The 19,704-nt window shown below is 65.6% G+C and carries 19 protein-coding genes; 10 read left to right on the plus strand and 9 right to left on the minus strand.

What is annotated here, in order from left to right; genetic code table 11:
• The first annotated feature begins 92 nt into the window (after nt 1-92).
• Nucleotides 93-1,193: a phosphoribosylformylglycinamidine cyclo-ligase gene (purM, locus tag CH283_RS04600; RefSeq protein WP_032376541.1), complete on the plus strand. Its 1,101-nt coding sequence runs from the start codon at nt 93-95 to the stop codon at nt 1,191-1,193.
• Nucleotides 1,194-1,266: 73 nt separating this feature from the next.
• On the opposite strand, the gene CH283_RS04605 is transcribed toward purM, so the two are convergent.
• The 3 genes from CH283_RS04605 to ygfZ form a co-directional block, all read right to left on the minus strand.
• On the minus strand, nt 1,267-1,458 hold the full coding sequence (locus CH283_RS04605) for a DUF3073 domain-containing protein (protein ID WP_082898823.1): 192 nt from the start codon (nt 1,456-1,458) through the stop codon (nt 1,267-1,269).
• Between the two features lie 272 nt (nt 1,459-1,730).
• Nucleotides 1,731-2,366, minus strand: a complete 636-nt coding sequence (locus CH283_RS04610) for an MOSC domain-containing protein (RefSeq protein WP_094639297.1) — start codon at nt 2,364-2,366, stop codon at nt 1,731-1,733.
• Nucleotides 2,363-3,493: a CAF17-like 4Fe-4S cluster assembly/insertion protein YgfZ gene (gene ygfZ, locus CH283_RS04615; RefSeq protein ID WP_094639298.1), complete on the minus strand. Its 1,131-nt coding sequence runs from the start codon at nt 3,491-3,493 to the stop codon at nt 2,363-2,365. The genes CH283_RS04610 and ygfZ overlap by 4 nt, the downstream gene beginning before the upstream one ends.
• Before the next feature lie 102 nt (nt 3,494-3,595).
• Here ygfZ and CH283_RS04620 point away from each other — a divergent pair, with 102 nt between their 5' ends.
• From CH283_RS04620 to CH283_RS04645, 6 genes are all read left to right on the plus strand, one after another.
• A complete protein-coding gene (locus tag CH283_RS04620; protein ID WP_068049893.1) occupies nt 3,596-4,894 on the plus strand; it encodes a dicarboxylate/amino acid:cation symporter in 1,299 nt (432 codons plus the stop codon).
• Between the two features lie 34 nt (nt 4,895-4,928).
• The gene (locus CH283_RS04625; RefSeq protein ID WP_094639299.1) at nt 4,929-5,795 is read left to right on the plus strand and encodes an aminodeoxychorismate lyase; all 867 of its coding nucleotides are present in this window, start codon (nt 4,929-4,931) and stop codon (nt 5,793-5,795) included.
• A gap of 131 nt (nt 5,796-5,926) precedes the next feature.
• The gene (locus tag CH283_RS04630) at nt 5,927-7,474 is read left to right on the plus strand and encodes a cytochrome ubiquinol oxidase subunit I (RefSeq protein ID WP_094639300.1); all 1,548 of its coding nucleotides are present in this window, start codon (nt 5,927-5,929) and stop codon (nt 7,472-7,474) included.
• A 9-nt stretch (nt 7,475-7,483) separates the two neighbouring features.
• Nucleotides 7,484-8,521 carry a cytochrome d ubiquinol oxidase subunit II gene (cydB, locus tag CH283_RS04635; RefSeq protein WP_094639301.1) on the plus strand — a complete coding sequence of 346 codons (1,038 nt, stop codon included), beginning with the start codon at nt 7,484-7,486 and terminating at the stop codon, nt 8,519-8,521.
• Nucleotides 8,518-10,218 carry a thiol reductant ABC exporter subunit CydD gene (cydD, locus tag CH283_RS04640; protein ID WP_094639302.1) on the plus strand — a complete coding sequence of 567 codons (1,701 nt, stop codon included), beginning with the start codon at nt 8,518-8,520 and terminating at the stop codon, nt 10,216-10,218. The genes cydB and cydD overlap by 4 nt, the downstream gene beginning before the upstream one ends.
• On the plus strand, nt 10,211-11,797 hold the full coding sequence (locus CH283_RS04645; RefSeq protein WP_094639303.1) for an amino acid ABC transporter ATP-binding/permease protein: 1,587 nt from the start codon (nt 10,211-10,213) through the stop codon (nt 11,795-11,797). The genes cydD and CH283_RS04645 overlap by 8 nt, the downstream gene beginning before the upstream one ends.
• Before the next feature lie 196 nt (nt 11,798-11,993).
• On the opposite strand, the gene CH283_RS04650 is transcribed toward CH283_RS04645, so the two are convergent.
• On the minus strand, nt 11,994-12,614 hold the full coding sequence (locus tag CH283_RS04650; protein WP_068049905.1) for an FABP family protein: 621 nt from the start codon (nt 12,612-12,614) through the stop codon (nt 11,994-11,996).
• 406 nt (nt 12,615-13,020) lie between these two features.
• Here CH283_RS04650 and CH283_RS04655 point away from each other — a divergent pair, with 406 nt between their 5' ends.
• The gene (locus CH283_RS04655) at nt 13,021-14,556 is read left to right on the plus strand and encodes a cutinase family protein (RefSeq protein ID WP_094639304.1); all 1,536 of its coding nucleotides are present in this window, start codon (nt 13,021-13,023) and stop codon (nt 14,554-14,556) included.
• Nucleotides 14,557-14,635: 79 nt separating this feature from the next.
• Here the strand turns inward: CH283_RS04655 and CH283_RS04660 are convergent, their stop codons facing one another.
• The 5 genes from CH283_RS04660 to CH283_RS04685 all read right to left on the minus strand — a co-directional run bounded on the left by CH283_RS04660 (nt 14,636) and on the right by CH283_RS04685 (nt 17,790).
• Nucleotides 14,636-14,941 carry a DUF1416 domain-containing protein gene (locus CH283_RS04660; protein WP_037194601.1) on the minus strand — a complete coding sequence of 102 codons (306 nt, stop codon included), beginning with the start codon at nt 14,939-14,941 and terminating at the stop codon, nt 14,636-14,638.
• A gap of 1 nt (nt 14,942) precedes the next feature.
• Nucleotides 14,943-15,779 carry a sulfurtransferase gene (locus CH283_RS04665; RefSeq protein WP_068049880.1) on the minus strand — a complete coding sequence of 279 codons (837 nt, stop codon included), beginning with the start codon at nt 15,777-15,779 and terminating at the stop codon, nt 14,943-14,945.
• A 74-nt stretch (nt 15,780-15,853) separates the two neighbouring features.
• Nucleotides 15,854-16,342 (minus strand): DUF4395 domain-containing protein, encoded by a 489-nt coding sequence (locus tag CH283_RS04670; protein WP_094639305.1) that lies wholly within the window; start codon nt 16,340-16,342, stop codon nt 15,854-15,856.
• A 252-nt stretch (nt 16,343-16,594) separates the two neighbouring features.
• A complete protein-coding gene (locus tag CH283_RS04680; RefSeq protein WP_068049876.1) occupies nt 16,595-17,014 on the minus strand; it encodes a thioredoxin family protein in 420 nt (139 codons plus the stop codon).
• Nucleotides 17,011-17,790, minus strand: a complete 780-nt coding sequence (locus CH283_RS04685; protein WP_068049884.1) for an LmeA family phospholipid-binding protein — start codon at nt 17,788-17,790, stop codon at nt 17,011-17,013. Before CH283_RS04685 ends, CH283_RS04680 begins: the two co-directional genes overlap by 4 nt.
• A gap of 130 nt (nt 17,791-17,920) precedes the next feature.
• Here CH283_RS04685 and CH283_RS04690 point away from each other — a divergent pair, with 130 nt between their 5' ends.
• Together CH283_RS04690 and mshD are read left to right on the plus strand one after the other, a co-directional pair.
• Nucleotides 17,921-18,682 (plus strand): winged helix-turn-helix transcriptional regulator, encoded by a 762-nt coding sequence (locus CH283_RS04690; protein ID WP_068049874.1) that lies wholly within the window; start codon nt 17,921-17,923, stop codon nt 18,680-18,682.
• Complete coding sequence (mshD, locus tag CH283_RS04695) at nt 18,683-19,588, plus strand: mycothiol synthase (protein WP_068049868.1); 906 nt, start codon at nt 18,683-18,685, stop codon at nt 19,586-19,588.
• The last annotated feature ends 116 nt before the right edge of the window (nt 19,589-19,704 follow it).

Consider the following 19,704-nt stretch of genomic DNA (forward strand, 5'->3'; position numbering starts at 1 on the left):
ATTCTTCTCGCCACCGGGCACTCCGGTACCGTTAGGGCGCTATCTGTGCCGTCACGGGCGCTCACATGATCGAGTACACAGGCTGGAGCCGAATGACCGAGGAATCCCAACCCACGAGCGCAACTCACTCGGGCGGTGCCTCCTACGCGGCGGCCGGGGTCGACATCGCCGCAGGAGATCGAGCAGTGCAACTGTTCGCGCCGCTCGCCAAGAAGGCCAGCAGGCCCGAGGTCATGGGCGGTCTCGGCGGTTTCGCCGGCCTCTTCGCGCTCAAGGGCGACTACCGCGAGCCCGTCCTGGCCGCCTCGACCGACGGCGTCGGCACCAAGGTGGCCGTGGCGCAGGCGCTCGGCAAGCACGACACCCTGGGCCTCGACCTGGTCGCAATGGTCGTCGACGACCTCGTCGTCTGTGGTGCCGAGCCACTGTTCCTGCAGGACTACATCGCCGTGGGCCGGGTGGTTCCCGAGCAGGTCGCGGAACTGGTCAAGGGCATCGCAGAAGGCTGCATCATCGCCGGTTGCGCACTGCTCGGCGGCGAGACGGCCGAGCACCCGGGACTGATGGCCGACGGCGATTACGACCTCTCGGCCACCGGCATCGGCGTCGTAGAGGCTGATTCGATCCTCGGACCCGAGCGGGTGCGTCCCGGTGACGTCGTCATCGGCATGGGATCGTCGGGTCTGCACTCCAACGGCTACTCCCTCGCGCGCAAGGTGCTGCTGGAGATCAACCACATGGATCTCGGCGGACACGTCGAGGAGTTCGGCCGCACCCTCGGCGAGGAGCTGCTCGAACCGACCAAAATCTACGCCAAGGACTGCCTCGCGCTCGCGGCCGAAACCGACGTGCGCACGTTCTGCCACGTCACCGGCGGCGGATTGGCGAACAACCTCTCACGGGTGATGCCCGAGGGCCTGGTCGCCGAACTCGACCGCACCACGTGGAGCCCTGCCCCGATCTTCTCGCTGATCGCTCAGCGCGGGCGCGTCGAGCGCGCCGAGATGGAGCAGACGTTCAACATGGGAGTCGGCATGGTCGCCATCGTGGCACCCGAGGACGTCGACCGCGCACTCGCCGTGCTGACCGCACGCCACATCGACTGCTGGACGCTGGGTACGGTGAAGAAGGCGACCGGTAAGGACGTCGCCGACGAGCGTGCGCTGCTGCTGGGTAACCACCCGAGGTTCTGATCGCCCGAGGACGGGCAAACAAGTGAGGGGGAGCCGCATCGCGGCTCCCCCTCAGTCGTTGTCGTGCTCAGTACTAGCGTCGCCAGTCCTCGTACTCGTCTTCTTCGACTCGGGAAGGCGCGTCCGAGTCGACGCCGCCACGATGCGAGTTCGACGAACCACCGGAGAGCTCTTGCTGCAGTCTCTCCAAGTCCGTAATAGGCGAGCTGTACTTGAGCTCACGAGCGACCTTTGTCTGCTTTGCCTTAGCCCTGCCTCGGCCCATGGCGGTGCCCCCTCGCGGACTTTCGGGGCGGCCTGGGGAAATTTGGCGGCCCCGTTAGAGTTGGTATTTCTTCCTGGGACACACTCTAGCGCGCGAATCGCCGCGATGCGCAGACGGCACCACGTGTCGGTGCCGGGCGAACGGGCGCGACACGCCCGGAAAATGGGTCGACGCAGCCTGTACCTGCAGAAATCCGTGCACAGGCAAACTATCTCCGTTTCGCGACACGAGAACTACGTGCTGCGCGTCATGGGGAGCGACGCACTCAGGGGTCAGTTGCGCAACGATTTCAGTGCCGCAGCCGCATCGCGGTAGACCTTCGGAGCCAAATCGGGCTGATCGAGCAAAGTGGACATCGCGGTCGCGTCGGTTCCTCGGAACAGGTCGCGAACCGTAACCCCGTGTTGGGGTACCGACTCCACCGTCACCGTGTCACCGCCGCCGAAGACCCCGGGTTCGAGAACTCGGAAGTACGCACCCACATCACCTCGGTCCGCGAAGCGACGGATCCATCTCGGCTGGTCCATCCACCGTGCGAACGTCGCGCAGGGCTTGCGGGCGATCGTCACCTCCAAGGCCACCGTGCCGATGCGAAACCGCGACCCGATCACCGCGTCGGTCACCGGCACACCCTCGGTGCGGAGGTTCTCCCCGAATCGACCCGGTGGAACCGGCACCCCCAGCTCGTCGGCCCAGTGCTGCGCCTCGACCTCGTCGTAGGCGTACACGGCCTGATCGAGTCCGCCGTGGAATTTCGTGTCCCGACAGTGATCACCGCCGATGCCGAGCTCGTGCACGTCCACCTGCCCGTCGACGGGCCGCTTGTCGATACCACTGTCGACCACCGCTCGGCGTCCGAACGGAACATCGGCGTGCACGACGCAGACCGCCAGGACCCTCCCGGTCACCGGCCGCGCAGGCGGTCGACCGCAGCGCGGCCGGCCTGGACGTCGTCGTACGACGGGATCGAGTCCGGATCGATCGACGCGGCACACGGCCCCGCCTCGAGGGCAGTGTCGACCGGAATCGTTCGTTTGAGAAGGGCCAATGCGATCGGCCCCAGCTCGAAGTGGTCGATGACGGTGCCCAGACGGCCCACCGAGCGTCCGCCTGCGGTCACCGGATCGCCCGTGCCGGGACGACCGTCCGCAGAGCCGTCGAGATGCAGCAGCACCAGGTGCCGGGGCGGGCGACCGAGATTGTGCACGCGCGAGACCGTCTCCTGCCCGCGGTAGCAGCCCTTCTCCAGATGCACCGCGCCGAACTCGGCTGCGCTGCCGATCCAGCGAACCTCGTGCGGAATGGTCTTCTCGTCGGTGTCCACGCCCACCCGCGGACGCAACGATTCCACCCGCAACGCGTCGAACGCCCAGGTTCCGGCCGGGGCGGCCCCGGCGTCGCGCAGTCGGATGAACCACTCGCTCAGACTCGCGCGGGGGATCACCACGTCGTACGAATTTGCGCCCGGCCAGGGCATCCGCCGCACGAAACCGCCGCCGTCGATCGGCGACGCACCGTAGACCTCGCTCGGAGCCGGCAGGCCGGCCTTCTCGAGCACCGACGCCGCGTCGGATCCGAGGACGGTGAGAACGGCGAGTTCGTCGGCCTCACGGGGTTCGGCCTTGGCCCAGAACACCATCTTCTTCAGGAACGACAGCAGATCCGGTCCGGCCGAGCGCTCGGTGTCGATGTACGTGACGCCGGCCAGGTCGGTCTGGACGAAGTGATGCTCGATGCGGCCGTTGACATCCAGGCTCAGATTCTCGGCCGAGCTGCCGTCGGGCAGGTTGGAGACGAGTTGGCTCGAGATCGTGTTCAACCAACTCAGGCGTTCGTCTCCGCTGATGGCCAGCACGAAACGGTGGGAACGGTCGATGACGGCAGCGCCGCTGACCGCGTCGCGTTGCTCGCCGAACGGATTGCCGTAATGCCAGGCCACCCCGGCATCGACGCTGTCGTCGGGGGAGGGCACTGCGCCGGGGAGTGTCAGAAGTGGACTCGGGCTGATCGTGACTGTGTCGGACACATCCCCCATAGTAGGAGCCCGTCGGCGCAGCAACTCGGTGACCGGTCCCTTTACACCCTCGAAACGGCGACGACACGGCACCGCGACGACACGGACCTAGCGTGTCGACCCATGAAGAAACTGGCGCATCCGGCCGCGCAGATCGGCCTCGCCGCGATCGGCGGCATCGTGTTCGGGTTGGTGGTCGGCGAGTGGGCCGCGAACCTGAAGTTCATCGGTGATCTGTTCATCCGACTGATCCAGATGTCGATCGTCCCGCTGGTGATGGCTTCGGTCATCGTGGCCACCGGGTCGATGGCGGGGGCGGGAACCGGCAAGATCGCGTTTCGCACCTTCAAGTGGATGATCGGGTTCTCGGTCGTCGCTGCTGTGCTGGCCTGGGTGCTGAGCACCATCATTCGGCCGGGCGCGGGCATGGTGTTCACCCAGCAGCTCGATCCGGCGCTCGAGGAGTCGGCGAGCGAGGCGCTCGGCTGGCAGGACACCCTTCTGAACTTCGTCAGCACCAACGTGTTCGACGCCATGTCGACGGCGACGATGGTGCCGATCATTGTCTTCTCGCTGCTCTTCGGTATCGCGCTGCGCAGTCACATCACCAAGACCGGCAACACCCAGGTGCTCTCGTTCATGGACCAGATTCAGCAGATCGTCCTGACGATGATCCGGCTCGTCATGGTCATCGCCCCGGTAGGTGTGTTCTGCCTGCTCGCCGCGCTCGCCGGCGACGTCGGATTCTCCGTGGTGTCCACCGCGCTGAGCTACCTCGGTACGACGCTGCTCGGGGTGCTGATTCTGTTCGCACTCTTCGTCGTGGTCGTGACGATGCGGACCCGATTGAACCCGTGGAAGCTGCCCAGCAAGCTCACCGAACAGACGGCCGTCGCGGTGACGACGACGAGTTCGGCCGTCACGTTCCCGACGGTGCTGCGCAACACCGTCGAGAAGGTCGGCGTCAGTCAGAAGGTCGCCAACTTCACGCTGTCGATCGGGTTGACGATGGGCTCCTACGGTGCCGTTCTCAACTACATGATCGTGGTGATGTTCCTCGCGCAGGCAGGCAACATCGACCTGAGCCTCGGGCAGATCGTGCTGGGCATGGGCCTGGCGGTTCTGCTGAACATGGGCACCATCACCGTGCCCGGCGGATTCCCCGTCGTCGCGATGTTCCTTGCGACCTCGCTCGACCTTCCCTTCGAGGCCGTCGGCCTGTTGATCGCCGTGGACTGGTTCGCCGGGATCTTCCGTACCTTCCTCAACGTGAACGGAGACACGTTCGTCGCGATGCTCGTCGCCAACGCCGACGACGAGATCGACCGCGAGGTCTACAACGGCACCAAGGTCGTCGTCGCCGAGGATCTCGACCTCGACGAGTACGCCGACGCGCTGGCAACGGCCGACCGAGCGGATTGATCGAACGCGTCCGCTCCCCTCTAAGGTGGCGGGCATGTCGGAGTCGGTAGTGGTGACGTTGGACGGCCGAGTGCACGACGCGAATCGGCCGTTGCTGTTCGCCGACGACCTGGCCGCGGTACGCGGCGACGGGGTCTTCGAGACGCTGCTCGTGCGCGGCGGCGCGGCCTGTGCGGTCGAGTTGCATCTGGCCCGGCTGGTGGCGTCGGCGAAGGCGCTGGACCTACCCGTTCCCGATCTCGAACAGTGGCGCGCCGTCGTCGAACAGTCCGTGGGTCTGTGGACGCAGGAGTCGGAGGACGAGGCGGTTCTTCGCGTGGTCCTCAGCCGCGGACGGGAGGGCGGTGGTGGCCCCACCGCATACGTGACGGTGGGGCCGCTGCCCGAGCGAGTACGGGCAGCGCGCACCGAAGGGGTGTCGGTGATCACGCTCGATCGCGGCTACTCGGTGGACTTCTCGTCAAGAGCGCCGTGGCAGCTCGCGGGGGCCAAGACGTTGTCGTATGCGACCAACATGGCCGCGCTGCGACATGCCGCAACGCAGGGTGTCGACGACGTGATCTACCTCAGCAGCGAGGGGCGGGTGCTCGAAGGTCCACGCTCGACGGTGGTGCTCGCGCGCGGTAAGACTCTCGTCACACCGTCCGTCGAACAAGGCATCCTGGCCGGAACCACGGTCGCCGGGTTGTTCGCGGTGGCCGAGTCCGCTGGTTGGACATGCGAACACGGGCACCTGTATCCCGCGGATCTCATTGCCGCAGATGGCGTTTGGCTTGTCTCGAGCGTCACCCTCGCGGCTCGGGTCACGGCGATGAACGGCGTTCCTCTGGGCACGCGGAGGCGTGCCGATGACGTTTCGACGATGGTCGATACGGCCGTGGAGGCGGTCGAAACTCGATAGGAGTCCAACGACCCTGCCGAAAGACTCTTCCCTACTACTAACCGTAGTAGTACATTCGAGTTTGTCGCGGGCCAACGCCCTGACCTGCGGTGTTGCCCGTCACAGCTCGGGTGTGAGAGTTCGGAGTATCGATGGACGCGTTGGATGTCTCGCGGTGGCAGTTCGGTATCACCACCGTTTACCACTTCATTCTCGTACCTCTCACGATCGGCCTCGCGCCGATGGTGGCCGCCATGCAGACCATGTGGGTGATCACCGGGAAGGACTCCTGGTATCGGCTGACCAAGTTCTTCGGCAAACTGTTCCTCATCAACTTCGCCCTCGGCGTCGCGACCGGAATCGTCCAGGAATTCCAATTCGGCATGAACTGGAGCGAATACTCACGGTTCGTCGGTGACGTGTTCGGTGCACCCCTCGCGCTCGAGGGATTGGTCGCGTTCTTCCTCGAGTCCACGTTCCTCGGCCTGTGGATATTCGGCTGGAGCCGACTCCCGAAACTCGTTCACCTGGCGACCATTTGGCTCGTCGCCATCGGCGTCAACGCCTCCGCCTTCTTCATCATCGCAGCCAACTCCTGGATGCAGCATCCCGTCGGCGCGATCTACAACGAAGAGACCGGCCGCGCCGAACTCACGGACATCTGGGCACTGCTCACCAACAACACTGCGCTGGCGGCCTTTCCGCACGCCGTCGCAGGAGCATTCCTCACCGCCGCGACCTTCGTCGCCGGCATCTCCGGCTGGTGGATGGTGCGTGAGGCTCGCAGGAAGCAGGCTGCGCTCACTCCGCTGTCCGAAAACGGACTCGCACCGCAGGCTCCGCTCCCGGCCGCTGGGGTCGCCACTCTGCAGGCTCCGCTCCCGGCCACTGACTCGCGTTCGATGTTCAGATCCGCAGCACGAATGTCCTTCATCGTCATGATCGTTGCCGGCGGTGCGCTCGCCATCACCGGAGACATTCAGGGCAAGCTCATGTTCGAGCAGCAGCCCATGAAGATGGCATCCGCAGAATCGCTGTGCGACACCGAGACCGGGGCCAGCTTCTCGCTCCTGACCGTGGGCACCCACAACAACTGCGAATCCGTGATTCACCTCATCGCGATTCCCGGACTCACCTCGTTCCTGGCAGAGAACGACTTCGGCGCCACCGTGCAGGGCGTCAACCAACTGCAGGAGCAGTACGAGCAGCAGTTCGGCCCCGGAAACTACAAGCCGAACCTGTTCGTCACCTACTGGGCGTTCCGAATGATGATCGGACTGGCAGCCGGCTCGGCCCTGCTCGCCATCGCGGGTCTGTGGGTCACCCGGGGTGGCCGGATTCCCGACCAGAAGTGGTTCTCGTGGTTGTCGCTGCTGGCGATTCCGACGCCGTTCCTCGCCAACAGTGCGGGCTGGATCTTCACCGAAATGGGCCGTCAGCCATGGGTTGTCGCGCCGAACCTCTCGGGAGTCGATCAGATACGGCTGACCGTGGACCAGGGCGTGTCCGACCATCCCGTCGGCCTCGTTCTCGCCTCGCTGGTGACGTTCACCCTGCTGTACGCAGCCCTCGGTGGTGTCTGGTTCTTCCTCCTTCGCCGCTATGTCATCGAAGGACCTCTCGACCACGACGCGCATCCGCACGTCGATCCACCGGAATCGGAAGACGAAGAGCCCAAACAGCTCTCGTTCGCGTACTAGGGGAAAACCATGTCACTGCCCGAATTCTGGTTCTTCGTCATCGCCTTCTTCTTCGTCGGATACTTCGTGCTCGAAGGTTTCGACTTCGGCGTCGGCATGCTCATGCCGATCCTGGGCAGGCATCCCGACGCCGCCACGGGGGAGAAGCGCAGGCGTGCGGTACTGAACACGATCGGCCCGGTCTGGGACGGCAACGAGGTGTGGCTCATCACCGCAGGTGGCGCACTGTTCGCGGCCTTCCCGGAGTGGTACGCCACATTGTTCTCGGGCTTCTACCTGCCGCTGCTGCTCATCCTGGTGGCCCTGATCCTGCGTATCTGCGCCATCGAATGGCGCGGCAAGATCGACGACCCGGTGTGGCGTCGGCGCTGCGACATCGGCATCGGCATCGGCTCGTGGGTTCCGGCGGTGCTGTGGGGCGTCGCGTTCGCCAACATCGTGCGCGGCGTCGCGATCGACGAGAACAAGAAGGTCACCGCAGGCTTCTTCGATCTGCTCAACCCGTACGCTCTGCTCGGCGGTGCCACCATGGCGCTGGTGTTCGCCCTGCACGGCGCGGTGTTCATCGCGCTCAAGACTTCCGGGGACGTGCACGAGGATTCCGTGAAAATTGCGACGCGCCTGTCGGTTCCGGCAGTTCTCGTCGGCGGCGCCTTCGCCCTGTGGACCCAACTCGCGCACGGCAAGACGTGGACGTGGCTACTCGTCGCGGTGGCCGCTGTCGCATTGCTTCTCGTCGTCGCGCTGACGGCGAAAGTGCGTGAAGGCTGGGCATTCGTCTTCACCAGCGTTGCCATCGTTGCCGTCGTGGTGCTGTTGTTCGCCTCGCTGTTCCCCAATGTCATGCCGTCCAGTACGGATGCCGCGTTCGATCTCACCATCGCGAACGCGTCGTCGAGCCCGTACACGTTGAAGGTCATGACGTGGGCTGCAGCCTTCGCCGCCCCTGTCGTTCTCGGATATCAGGCCTGGACGTACTGGGTCTTCCGCCAGCGCATTTCGAGTGCCCAGATTCCGGACTCGATCGGACTGACGGTGAAATCGTGACCGCGCCCGCTGCGCCGCGGGGACGGGCGAAGGGGCCCGTCGACCCGCGACTGTGGAAGTACTCCCGATCGGCGCGGGGCTACCTGATCGGCACTGTCGCTCTGTCGACCGTCGTCACCGTCTGCATCATCGTCGGCGCGCTTGCGATCGGCCGCGTACTGGCAGGCGTCATCACCGACCCGACGGCACGGTCGTTGTCCGCCTGGACGACGGAACTCGCCGTGCTGGCGGGCGCAATGGCCGTCCGTGTGCTCGCCACCGGAGCCCAGTCCCGCTATGCGCACCGGTCGGCGTCGCGTGTGGTGGCCGAGCTCGAAGTCGAGGTACTCACGGCAGCAACCCGTTTCGAGCCCCGAGAGCTCGACCGCGAACGGGAGGAGTTGACCGTCGTCGTCACCCGAGCCATCGGGGGTCTGCGCGCCTACCTGACCGGATACCTGCCGGCGCTGGTGTCCGCGGTCATCGTCACTCCGCTCGTTCTGGTCGTCATCGTCACTCAGGACGTGACCTCGGCTGTGGTCATCGCGGTGACCCTGCCGCTCATCCCGATCTTCATGATTCTGATCGGGTTGCTGACCAAGGGCCGAGCCGCGGCGACGCTCACCACGATGACCCGGTTGTCTGCGCAGTTGCTCGATCTACTGGCCGGTCTGCCGACCTTGCGCGCGCTGCGCCGCGAACACGGCCCGGCCGCTCGCATCCGCGCACTGGGCGACGCCCATCGACGAACCACGATGCGCGCGTTGAAGGTTGCCTTCCTCTCGTCGATGGTGCTCGAGTTGCTCGCGACCCTGTGTGTCGCGCTGGTGGCCGTCGGCATCGGCTTGCGCTTGGTCTTCGGGGAGATGACGCTCGAAGCGGGCATCATCGCGTTGATCCTCGCCCCCGAGGTGTACTTCCCGCTGCGCGCCGTGGGGACCCAGTTCCACGCAGCAGAGGACGGCGTCGAGGCCGCGGAGCGAGCCTTCCGGGTCCTGGACCGGCGTACGACACAGCCGACCGGTGGCCGGACCGTGAACGCGACGACCGCGGACATCGAACTCGTCGGACTCACCGTCGCGAGCCGGGACGGCGACGCTCCGGCCGGACTGAGTGCGCTGTGCCGAACGGGCACCATCACCGTACTGACCGGCCCCAACGGCTCGGGTAAATCGACTGCGCTGCAGGCCGTTCTGGGGCTCACGACGCCCACGAGCGGTGCGGTACTCGTCGGCGGGGTGCCCGTGGTCGATCTCGATCTCGACCGGTGGTGGGCGCAGGTCGCCTGGCTCCCGCAGCGGCCGGTGCTGCTTCCCGGCACGCTGTACGAGAACGTCACCCTCCACGGTGTGCCCGACGCCGATGCACTGGACGCAGCCTGCCGCGCTTCGGGATTCGACGCCGTACTCCGAGAGCACCCGAACGGCTGGAACACTCGCGTCGGGCAGGGCGGAGTGGGTCTGTCCCTCGGCGAACTGCAACGCCTGGCCCTGACCCGAACCTTCGTCTCCGACGCGACGGTGATGGTACTGGACGAGCCGACGGCGCACCTGGACGCGGCGAGTGAACAGACCGTGCTGCACGCCATTCGAGATGCAGCCGACCGAGGCGTCACCGTGGTGATGGTCGGTCACCGGCGCGCGGTGCTGCACGCCGCCGATCGCGTCGTCGAGGTGCGAAGCAGTTCGCCGGTGGTACCGGAGTTCGATCATGTCTGACCTACGACGCGCACTGGCACTGTTCGAGCTCTCCCCGCGCAGGGTGGCACTGGCGGTGGCGGCCGGCGTGGCAACACTCGGCAGCGCACTGGCTCTCGCCGCACTGTCGGCATGGTTGATCACCCGAGCCTGGCAGATGCCTCCGGTGATGGACCTGACCGTCGCAGTGGTAGCCGTTCGGGCGCTGGGCATCTCGCGCGGTGTGTTCCGCTACCTCGAACGATTGACCACGCACGACGCGGCCCTACGCGGTACGACGGCAGCGCGCACGAGGATCTACGAGCAATTGGCGAACGGACACGGCGCGCTCGCTCTGCGGCGCGGTGACGTACTGGCTCGCACCGGGGCGGACGTCGACGTGCTCGGCGACGTTGTCATACGCGCGATCGTCCCCATCTGTGTCAGCGTCGTGATGATGCTCGCAGCCGTGGGACTGCTCGCCGGTATCGCACCTGCTGCTGCGTCGATCCTGGCGGTGTCGTTGCTGATCGCCGGGGTGGGCGCACCGATTCTGGCGGCGCGGTCGGCGAGGATCGCCGAGGAGGCCGGAGCCGACGCCGACGCGCGGTTCGCCGAGACCGCCGTCCGAGCACTCGACCACGCCGCGGAACTGCGGGTCGCCGGGCGCCTCGACGCGACCCTCGCCGAAGCCCGCGGCGCAGCGCAGGATTCGGTCACTGCCCGCGACCGGGCGGCGCGACCGTCGGCGCTGGCCGATGCCGCCGTTCCGTTGTCGATCGGTGCATCGGTGATCGGGTCCTTTCTCGTCGGCATCGGGTTGTACGGACCGACCGGAGGCACCGCAGGCGGCATGACTCCGATGGCTCTGGCGATCATCGTGCTGGTTCCGCTCGCCGCCTTCGAGGCAACCGCGGCACTCCCCGGGGCGGCAATCGCCCTGATGCGTGGACGAATCGCGGCCACTCGAATCATGGCGATGCTGGATGCGGCTCCGCCGCATGTGAGTAGAAACTCGACCCCTGCTACGAACTTCCGTGCACATGCGCGGAGCGCACTCATCGGGCCCAGCGGATCGGGCAAGTCCACGATGCTGCGGGAGTTCGCCGAGGAATGCGGTTCGGACGCAGCGCTGTTCGCCGAGGACGCGCATCTGTTCGACACCTCGATTCTGGAGAACCTACGTGTGGTGCGCGGCGATGTCGACGAAGCACAGGCATCGGATGCGCTGCGACGCGTGGGCCTTGGCCCATGGCTCGACGCGCAGCCCCTCGGGGTTCACACCACCCTGGTCGGCGGTGCGCAGGCCGTCTCGGGCGGAGAACGGCGCAGACTGCTGTTGGCTCGCGCTGTGCTCAGTACGGCCCCGATCGTGCTGCTGGACGAGCCGACCGAACATCTCGACCGAATCTCCGGTGAACAGCTACTGCGAGAGTTGCTCACCACCGACGACGGCCTGTTCGGAGCCGATCGAATCGTGGTGGTCGTCACTCATCAACTGCCGGAGAACACCGACGCCGACCAGGTGATCGACCTCGGCTCGAATCGTGGGAAAAAACTCTTTGCCGACTCGGAAACTCGGGCGTACGTTGTGAAGTACACGAGAGAGGAGGTGGTCTGAAGTTGAAGAACTCTAGGACGCGTGAGGTGGCTGTCAGCTAGCCGCAATCGCTGACGGATTCACTGCGAAGACCGCGCGAGCGGCAAGCGAATCCCAGGCAGCTACCCGGCCCCCGAGCCCCCGACCTGTCCGGTCGGGACCTGACATCAGGTATGGCTCGGGGGCCGTTCGCTGTGGGTACCGAAGTGGTTGTGTCTCAGCCGATGTAGCGAGACAGGCGCGCGGACAACCGCGGTGCCAGTGGGCCGTCGGCGACGACGCGTTCCTCGACGTATGCCAGGTCCCCGCCTTCGACGATGCCGTAGAGCCGCTTGGCCCCGCCGACCAACGCACCCGAAGTGCTACGGATGACGACATCGGTGGCCAGTTCCCAGGACGACTTGGTCAGGGCGTGGCCGTAATACAGTTCGACGACTCCGGTGCTGTGGGTCAGCAGCAGTTCGACGAGCTCTTCGTCCTCGGAACCCTTGAGCCCGTGGCCTCCGCTCATCCGCCAGAATCCGGTTTCGCGGAGGTCGGGATGTGCGAAGTTGCCGTCGGAGTCGAGCCTCCACGAACGCGATTCCCAACTCAGGTAGCTACCGCCGTCGTGAGTGACGACGATCTGCTGACCGAAGGGATAGTCGGTACCCGACTCGGGGTCGTGGCCCTCGCCCTCGCCACGCCACACGCCGACGAGCGGCAGCAGAGCGAGCATCGACGGGTGCAGATCGGGGCCGAGGCGAAGATTGGCCGTGTCGTCGGGGTGCGGGATGTCCGGCAGGACCGGAACGTTCCGCGTCGACGCGTCGGCGAACTTCTGTTCGGCAGCCGCTATTGCTTCGTCGCCACTGGTGACGGGGGTATCGAGCCCCTCGTCAGCTCTGCCGGGTTGCCCCGCAACCGGTTCTGTCACGACTCGTCGTTGACCAGTCGGTAGACGACGTAGAGCGAGAACGCGATGATGGCTACTGCCGCAAGAACGAGAAGTAGCTCGAAGAAGATGACCACGAGTGCGAGTTTAACCCGCAGCGATCGTCGTCGAGGACAGCGGCCCGAATACCGCCTGTGTCCTTGGTGACATCCAACCGAATTCGGGGCCTCGAGTGCGCTGGATCACTCATAGCTGTGGAGAAATCCTGTCGAGCAGGTACCTTCTTCGGGGGGGCGTCGGGCGCTCGAGGGTGAGTTTCCGATGTTGTTCACTGTGTTCTGTCACGAAGGCTGGGGAGGTCTCCGCAACAATGCTGCGTCGTAAACGGGCTCTGACATCGTCGTTCGGTCCGTTGTTGATCAGGTCGGCGGTGGTGACCCTGGCGTTGGCGCTGGCCGCTCCCGCAGCCGCACTCGCCGCTCCGGACTCGGGATCGGCAGAATCGGGATCGGCAGAGTCGGGATCATCGGACTCCGGTTCCGCCGACGCGGGTTCCTCCGACTTCGGGTCGTCGCAGGGCCCGAACATCGACCCCAACAACTACGCGCAGGACTGCCCCGATGTGCTGGTGCTGGCGGTGTCCGGTGCCACCGACTCGGCGTCGGACCGCAACCCTCTGGCCGAGCAGGCGTCCACGGTCGCGTCGAACTGGGTCGGGAACGTGACGGTCCCGGTCGGTGAGGCCAATGCCGACAGCCCGGGTACCGTCGGCTGGCTCTACGTCCCGTACGCCTCGACGTACGGCTTCGACGTTCTGGACGACGTGCCGACCTACCACGAGTCGATCGTGGAAGGCGTCGCAACGACCAATCGTCTGATGGACGAGTACAAGGTCAAGTGCGGAGACCGAACCAAGTTCGTACTCCTCGGATACAGCGTCGGCGGCGAAGTACTCGATCGTTTGTCCACCGAGATCGGCGCGCGTGACTCGAGTGCCCTGGTCAACGGCGACGACATCGCAGGCGTGATCATGGTCGGTTCGCCCTACCGCCCGGCCGGTGTGCCGAATTTCGGTGACGAGCCGGGTGAATCGCTCGGTGGCTTCATGGACCAGTCGCCGCGGGATTACGGAACGCTGACCGACAAGGTCACCTGGTCGTGCCGACCGTGGGATCTGGCATGCGACGCTCCGGACGACATCGAACTTCTGCAGCTCGCCCTCGAGGTCATCTCGCAGATGCGGCTGACCGTCCTCAACCCGGTACAGACCGTGTCCGACTTCGCGCGCGCAGTGACGACCATTGCTTCGCGCGCGATCGTCGATATCGCCACCGACAAATCATGGTTCACCTCCGACGAGACTCTGCTGCAGGTCCTGGTGAGGGTGGCTGACGTGGATTACACCGTCGCAGATCAGCAGGCGGTGGACGCATTGACACCGGAGCAGCTCCTCGCCGATCTCAACTGGGCGATGGGGCCCGGTGCCGAGACCGTGGAAGCCAAGCTCCGTGCCGAGGCCACCGGGTTCGAGGAGAACAACAAGGGCATCGCCGACGTCGTGCTCGGGCCCTACCTGGCGCTCGGCTTCCTGCAGCACCTGTCCTACTGGTACAACGACCCCAACGACGGGTACGAGTGGGAGAGCGAGAAGATGGTCGCGTGGATCACCGACCTTGCGCGCACCGAACGCGAGAAGAAGAACGCACCGCAGACGGCGGCACCTGAAGCCCCCGCCCCGGAGATCGCACCCGAACCCCGCCTGCTGCCGGAGCCCGGAACGGTCACGCAGGTGAGCGATCTCGGAGCGTTCCTCGAATCGCAGGGCATTCCGGTACCGGAAGGGATGTTCCCGCCGCAGTATTCGACGGTTCCCGATCCCGCCGCCTCGGTGCCCGTCCCGAACTAGAAGCCTCCACCGAGCCGAAAGAACCCCGCACCTGCGAGCAGGTGCGGGGTCCTTTTTCGTTCTGGGCGAGACGGTCGGATCAGACTCCGACGGTGACGTTCGCCGAGTGCACGCCTGCGCCCTCGGGAGCGATCACGGTGTCGCCGTTGCCCGATGCCGACAGGGCGCGCAGCGTCCACTGTCCGGGAGCGGCGAAGAACCGGAAGTCTCCGGTGCCCGACGCGACGACCTCTGCGGTGAATTCGCCGCTGCCGTCGAGCAGCCGCACGAATGCGCCTGCTACGGGCTCACCGTCGCCGGCGAGGACGCGGCCGGTGATGACCGTTTCCTTCTCGACGTCGACACCTGCGGGGATGGTCTGGCCTTGTACGGGTGCTCCACACATATCAGTGAACCTCCAGCTCGATGGGTGCTCCGACGAGAGAGCCGTACTCGACCCAGCTGCCGTCGTAGTTCTTGACGTCTTCCTTGCCGAGGAGCTCCTTGAGGACGAACCAGGTGTGGCTCGAACGCTCACCGATGCGGCAGTAGGCGATGGTGGCCTTGCTGTCGTCGTAGCCCTTGGTCTTGTACAGCTCTTCGAGCGCTTCGTCGGACTTGAACGTGCCGTCCTCGTTGGCGGTGGTGCTCCACGGGATGTTGATCGCGGACGGCACGTGGCCACGCTGCTGCGCCTGCTCCTGCGGAAGGTGAGCCGGGGCGAGGATCTTGCCCGAGAACTCGTCGGGCGAACGCACGTCGATCAGGTTCTTGTTGCCGATGGCGTCGATTACCTCGTCGCGGAACGCGCGGATCGACAGGTCGGGTGCCTCGGCGCGGTACTGCGTGGTCTCACGGCTGACGACGTCCTTGGACAGCGCGCGGCCGTCGAGTTCCCACTTCTTGCGTCCACCGTCGATGAGCTTGACGTCCTTGTGGCCGTACAGCTTGAAGTACCAGTAGGCGTAGGCGGCGAACCAGTTGTTGTTTCCGCCGTACAGCACGATGGTGTCGTCGTTGCTGATGCCCTTGGCCGACAGCAGGTCCGAGAACTGTTCCTGATTGAGGAAGTCGCGGCGAACCGGGTCCTGCAGGTCCTTGCGCCAGTCGAGCTTGACCGCACCTTCGATGTGTCCGCCGTCGTAGGCGCTTGCGTCCTCGTCGACCTCGACGAAGACGGTCTTCGGTGCGTTCAGGTTCTGCTCGGCCCAGTCGGCAGAGACCAGGACGTCGGAGCGAGCCATGGTGTTCCTTTCGGTCTTTCTCTATGGATCGGTGAAGGTCGAGACAGGACTGCAGCCTGCTCAAGCGACCCTGTTCAGGATGCGGTGTGCGAGGTGGTGCGCAGCCGCGAGGCGAGGGGGTAGATCGTGCAGCCGAGGCAGACCGCGAACGCGGCGTTGAGGAAGGCCGCGAACAACGCGAAGCCTGCCGCCACGGTTCCGACGACGGGAGCGCCGATCGCGAAGCCGAGGACTCCCACGGCGGCGAACACGAAGCCCACCAGTTGAGCGAACTTCAACGGTGCCACCGGCTCTCGTTCGCTGGTGGGGGAGAGCCGCGGTGCGACGAATGTCGCGTAGATCGTGCCGTACGGACTGCGCTTGGGTCCGCGGACGGCTCCGATTCCGAACACGATCGCCTGTAGCCCGAGCAGGATTGCCGCCGCGGGGACCGAGAACGTGGTCAGGAGGAGAACGACGACCAGAACGGCGGTGGTGATCCACGCCGCGAAGCGTGGACCACGAACGTCCACCTGGTCGATCGTGGCAGTGGGGGTGGTGGTCCGGGTGTCGGGTGTCGACATCGAGAAGTACTCCTGTGCGAGGTCGGGGCACGCCGCATCGGCAGTGCTCGGACATGGATTTCGATCATCGGGCCGTCATCACGCATGGGCGTGGCGGCAGAAGGAAATCAGCAGCAGCGACAGCAACAACCGCCCAGTCGGCACAGATCGACTGTGCGACGACTGGTGAGCATCAGCTCGCGGCAGGAGAACACGAAGAGCATCGTACCCGCTACCAGCGGCGCGTCCTACCGCCGGTCCGAAGAAGCGTGGTCAGAGAGCGTCGAGTGCGGACCGCAGCGCCGCCGCGGACGGCACACCCGCGATTCTGGAGCGCCGTTGCAATCGGGTGTCGAGTACGAAAGTGGTGGGCAGTGACAGCACGCCCAGTTCGCGAGCGAGGATCGGATGAGCGTCGATGTCGAGTTCGAGTTCGCGGGCATCGCTCCGGTCGTCGAGCACCTGCTGGACGACACGTCGCACGGCTGCGCACGGTCCGCACCAGTCGGCCGAGAAGTGCAGGACGGTTGCAGAGTCGGTCGTGGCACCCGCGTCGAGCAGGAGTGGGTACAGCTCGTCGGTCTCGGTGTCGGGCTCACGCACCGCCCGGACGGCACCCGATCGGCTGCGGAGGAACAATCCGGTAGCGACGGCAAGGATCGCCACGACGACGAGAACTGTGATCCCTGTCACGGCTTTTCGATTTCGTTGAGGTCGATGGTCACGTTCTCGCCCGATCCTTCGACGACGATCTGCGAGCCCTCCGCATAGACGTCGGTCGGGACGAGCCCGAAGGGCAGGCTCTGACGCTCGATGGTCTTGGTGAACAGTCCGAGAACCGTGGGCTTGGCGAAATCGGGGATCGAGAAGTCCGCCTGGCCCTCCGGGCCGAAATAGAAGTCCGACGCCACGATGGCGACGCCGTCACCTTCGAGCAACAGGTCGGCCTGCACGCTCACCGTCGTCTCGAGCGGGCCGACCGGAACCGTTCCGGTCAGCACGACGCCCCCGGTAGTGGTCATGCCCGATCCGCCGGAGCCGCCGGTGCCGTCCGACTTGTCGGCCGGGGGCGCGGAAACCTGCAGGTCGACGATGCCGAGGAACCGGCCGAGGTCCGTGGCCTCGATCCGTACGCGGCCGTCGAGCTCGTCCACGGGAATCGCCCGCACGTTGTTGTCGATCAAGTCGGACAACTCGATGTGCACGCCGCGGAGATTGGCCTCGATCGTCGTCGAGCCGACGTACTCGGTCGGCACGTCCTGCGCGCGGATCTCGATGTTCTGGTAGCGCCCGTCCGCGGCCTGAGTGAGGAACGGGAAACCGTGCACTATCACCTGAGGGTCCGAGGTGAGCTCACCGCCGGCGCGGATCGCGCGGGAGACTCGATACTCCGAGTAGGCCGCAGCGCCGAAATCCACCACGAGGGTGAGGGCCAGCAGGCTGGCGAGTCCGATGAGAAGTGTGCGCACGGGTCCATTGTGACCGACGAATCGCGCACTGCCCTCTTCGGCCGGTTGTACGGACAAGCTAGTCTGTGTCCTTGACGATCACTCAAGTCCAGCCTGGACTGGACCGGCCAGCAGTAAGAATGGAGACGCAGTGGAGCTCCTACTACTGACCTCCGATCCCAATCCGGAGGGCGTTCTGCCGTCCCTCGCTCTCCTGGCGCATCACGTACGCCCGGTACCCACCGAGGTGTCCTCGCTGCTCGAAGCCGGCTCGGCGGACATCGCACTGGTCGACGCTCGTACGGACCTGGCCGCCGCTCGTGGTCTGTGTCGCCTGTTGGGAAGTACCGGATCGGCCATCCCCGTCGTCGCGGTGCTCACCGAGGGTGGGCTCGTCGCGGTGAATTCCGACTGGGGTCTCGACGACATCCTGCTCCCCGGTACCGGCCCCGCAGAGCTCGACGCTCGGCTGCGGTTGCTGGTCGGCCGTAGTGGAGGGGTTGCCAGCCCGGAGACCTCGGGCAAGATCACGCTCGGCGAACTGGTCATCGACGAAGGTACTTACACCGCGCGGCTGCGAGGTCGTCCGCTCGACCTCACATACAAGGAATTCGAGCTGCTGAAGTACCTGGCTCAGCATGCGGGTCGGGTCTTCACTCGCGCCCAGCTCCTGCAGGAGGTGTGGGGCTACGACTTCTTCGGTGGCACGCGCACCGTCGACGTCCATGTTCGACGCCTGCGCGCCAAGCTCGGTACCGAGTACGAGTCGCTCATCGGAACGGTGCGCAACGTGGGATACAAGGCGGTTCGACCCGCGCGCAACGCCAAGGGCGGACCGGTGGTCTCGGACGCTGCCGGCGGGGATTCCGACGATGCGGATTTCGAGTTCGAGCAAGAGAGTACTCTCTCGTAGATGAATTCGGATCCTGCGTTCGACGTCCACCCCATCGACGGCGACGCACCGTCTTCGCGTGTTTCCTACGAGATTCATCAGATCCTCTCCCGTGCAACGGAAGTCGACGGCACTGCACCCTTGTCGGAGCAGGCCGTGAAGGCTGTCGACCGAGGTGACGACGTCGTTCGTCTGGTCTCCACCGAAGGTGATCGTGTCGTCGGCTACGTCGGAATCGCCGACGGGATGGCCGAGGCCGTCGTCGATCCTCCGTTCCGCGGTCACGGAGTGGGACGCGAATTGGTTTCTCGCGCACTCGAAATCGGCTCCGGTACCCGTATCTGGGCGCACGGCAACCTGCCGGCGGCGCAGTCGGTCGCGGCGCGGCTCGGGTTGCAGGTGGTTCGCGAGCTGCTGCAGATGCGTCGCGCGTCCGCGCATCCCGATCTTCCGGATGTAGTTGTGCCGGAAGGTATTTCACTTCGAACGTATCGTGGGCATCAGGACGATGCCGAGCTGCTGCGGGTCAACAATGCGGCCTTCTCCTGGCACCCCGAACAGGGTGGCTGGACCGATCGCGACATCGCCTCGCGCCGCGACGAATCGTGGTTCGATCCGGCGGGCCTCTTCCTGGCCTTCGAGGAGGGCAGCGACCGCCTCCTCGGCTTCCACTGGACGAAGGTCCACCCGGCCGAGGGTGTGGAACCGGCCATCGGTGAGGTCTATGTGGTCGGTATCGATCCGCAGTCGCAGGGTCGTGGTCTCGGTCGAGTGCTCACGCTGGCCGGCCTGCACTATCTGCATAGCAGAGAACTCGGCCAGATCATGCTGTACGTCGAGGCCGACAACACCGCTGCCGTGCACACCTACAGCAAGCTGGGCTTCGAGAACTACCACGTGGATGCCGCATACGCTCGCAGCGTCTGAACGGACATTTCAGACTGCGGTGTTCATCTCCCGTTCACCCACGCGGGGGTAAACGTCTACCACCTGCCCCTACCTTTCTCCATGGGCGGCAACCTACGCCGCCTGGTGCGAGGTTT

The organism is Rhodococcus sp. 05-2254-2, assembly GCF_002259095.1.
In the GTDB taxonomy this organism is placed as follows: domain Bacteria; phylum Actinomycetota; class Actinomycetes; order Mycobacteriales; family Mycobacteriaceae; genus Rhodococcoides.

What these genes read in the sequence shown, in the direction of transcription:
- purM (WP_032376541.1), top strand. Translation starts at nt 93, where the DNA reads ATGACCGAGGAATCCCAACCCACGAGCGCAACTCACTCGGGCGGTGCC.
- CH283_RS04605 (WP_082898823.1), bottom strand. Translation starts at nt 1,458, where the DNA reads ATGGGCCGAGGCAGGGCTAAGGCAAAGCAGACAAAGGTCGCTCGTGAG.
- ygfZ (WP_094639298.1), bottom strand. Translation starts at nt 3,493, where the DNA reads ATGGGGGATGTGTCCGACACAGTCACGATCAGCCCGAGTCCACTTCTG.
- CH283_RS04620 (WP_068049893.1), top strand. Translation starts at nt 3,596, where the DNA reads ATGAAGAAACTGGCGCATCCGGCCGCGCAGATCGGCCTCGCCGCGATC.
- CH283_RS04625 (WP_094639299.1), top strand. Translation starts at nt 4,929, where the DNA reads ATGTCGGAGTCGGTAGTGGTGACGTTGGACGGCCGAGTGCACGACGCG.
- CH283_RS04630 (WP_094639300.1), top strand. Translation starts at nt 5,927, where the DNA reads ATGGACGCGTTGGATGTCTCGCGGTGGCAGTTCGGTATCACCACCGTT.
- cydB (WP_094639301.1), top strand. Translation starts at nt 7,484, where the DNA reads ATGTCACTGCCCGAATTCTGGTTCTTCGTCATCGCCTTCTTCTTCGTC.
- CH283_RS04645 (WP_094639303.1), top strand. Translation starts at nt 10,211, where the DNA reads ATGTCTGACCTACGACGCGCACTGGCACTGTTCGAGCTCTCCCCGCGC.
- CH283_RS04655 (WP_094639304.1), top strand. Translation starts at nt 13,021, where the DNA reads ATGCTGCGTCGTAAACGGGCTCTGACATCGTCGTTCGGTCCGTTGTTG.
- CH283_RS04660 (WP_037194601.1), bottom strand. Translation starts at nt 14,941, where the DNA reads ATGTGTGGAGCACCCGTACAAGGCCAGACCATCCCCGCAGGTGTCGAC.
- CH283_RS04665 (WP_068049880.1), bottom strand. Translation starts at nt 15,779, where the DNA reads ATGGCTCGCTCCGACGTCCTGGTCTCTGCCGACTGGGCCGAGCAGAAC.
- CH283_RS04670 (WP_094639305.1), bottom strand. Translation starts at nt 16,342, where the DNA reads ATGTCGACACCCGACACCCGGACCACCACCCCCACTGCCACGATCGAC.
- mshD (WP_068049868.1), top strand. Translation starts at nt 18,683, where the DNA reads ATGAATTCGGATCCTGCGTTCGACGTCCACCCCATCGACGGCGACGCA.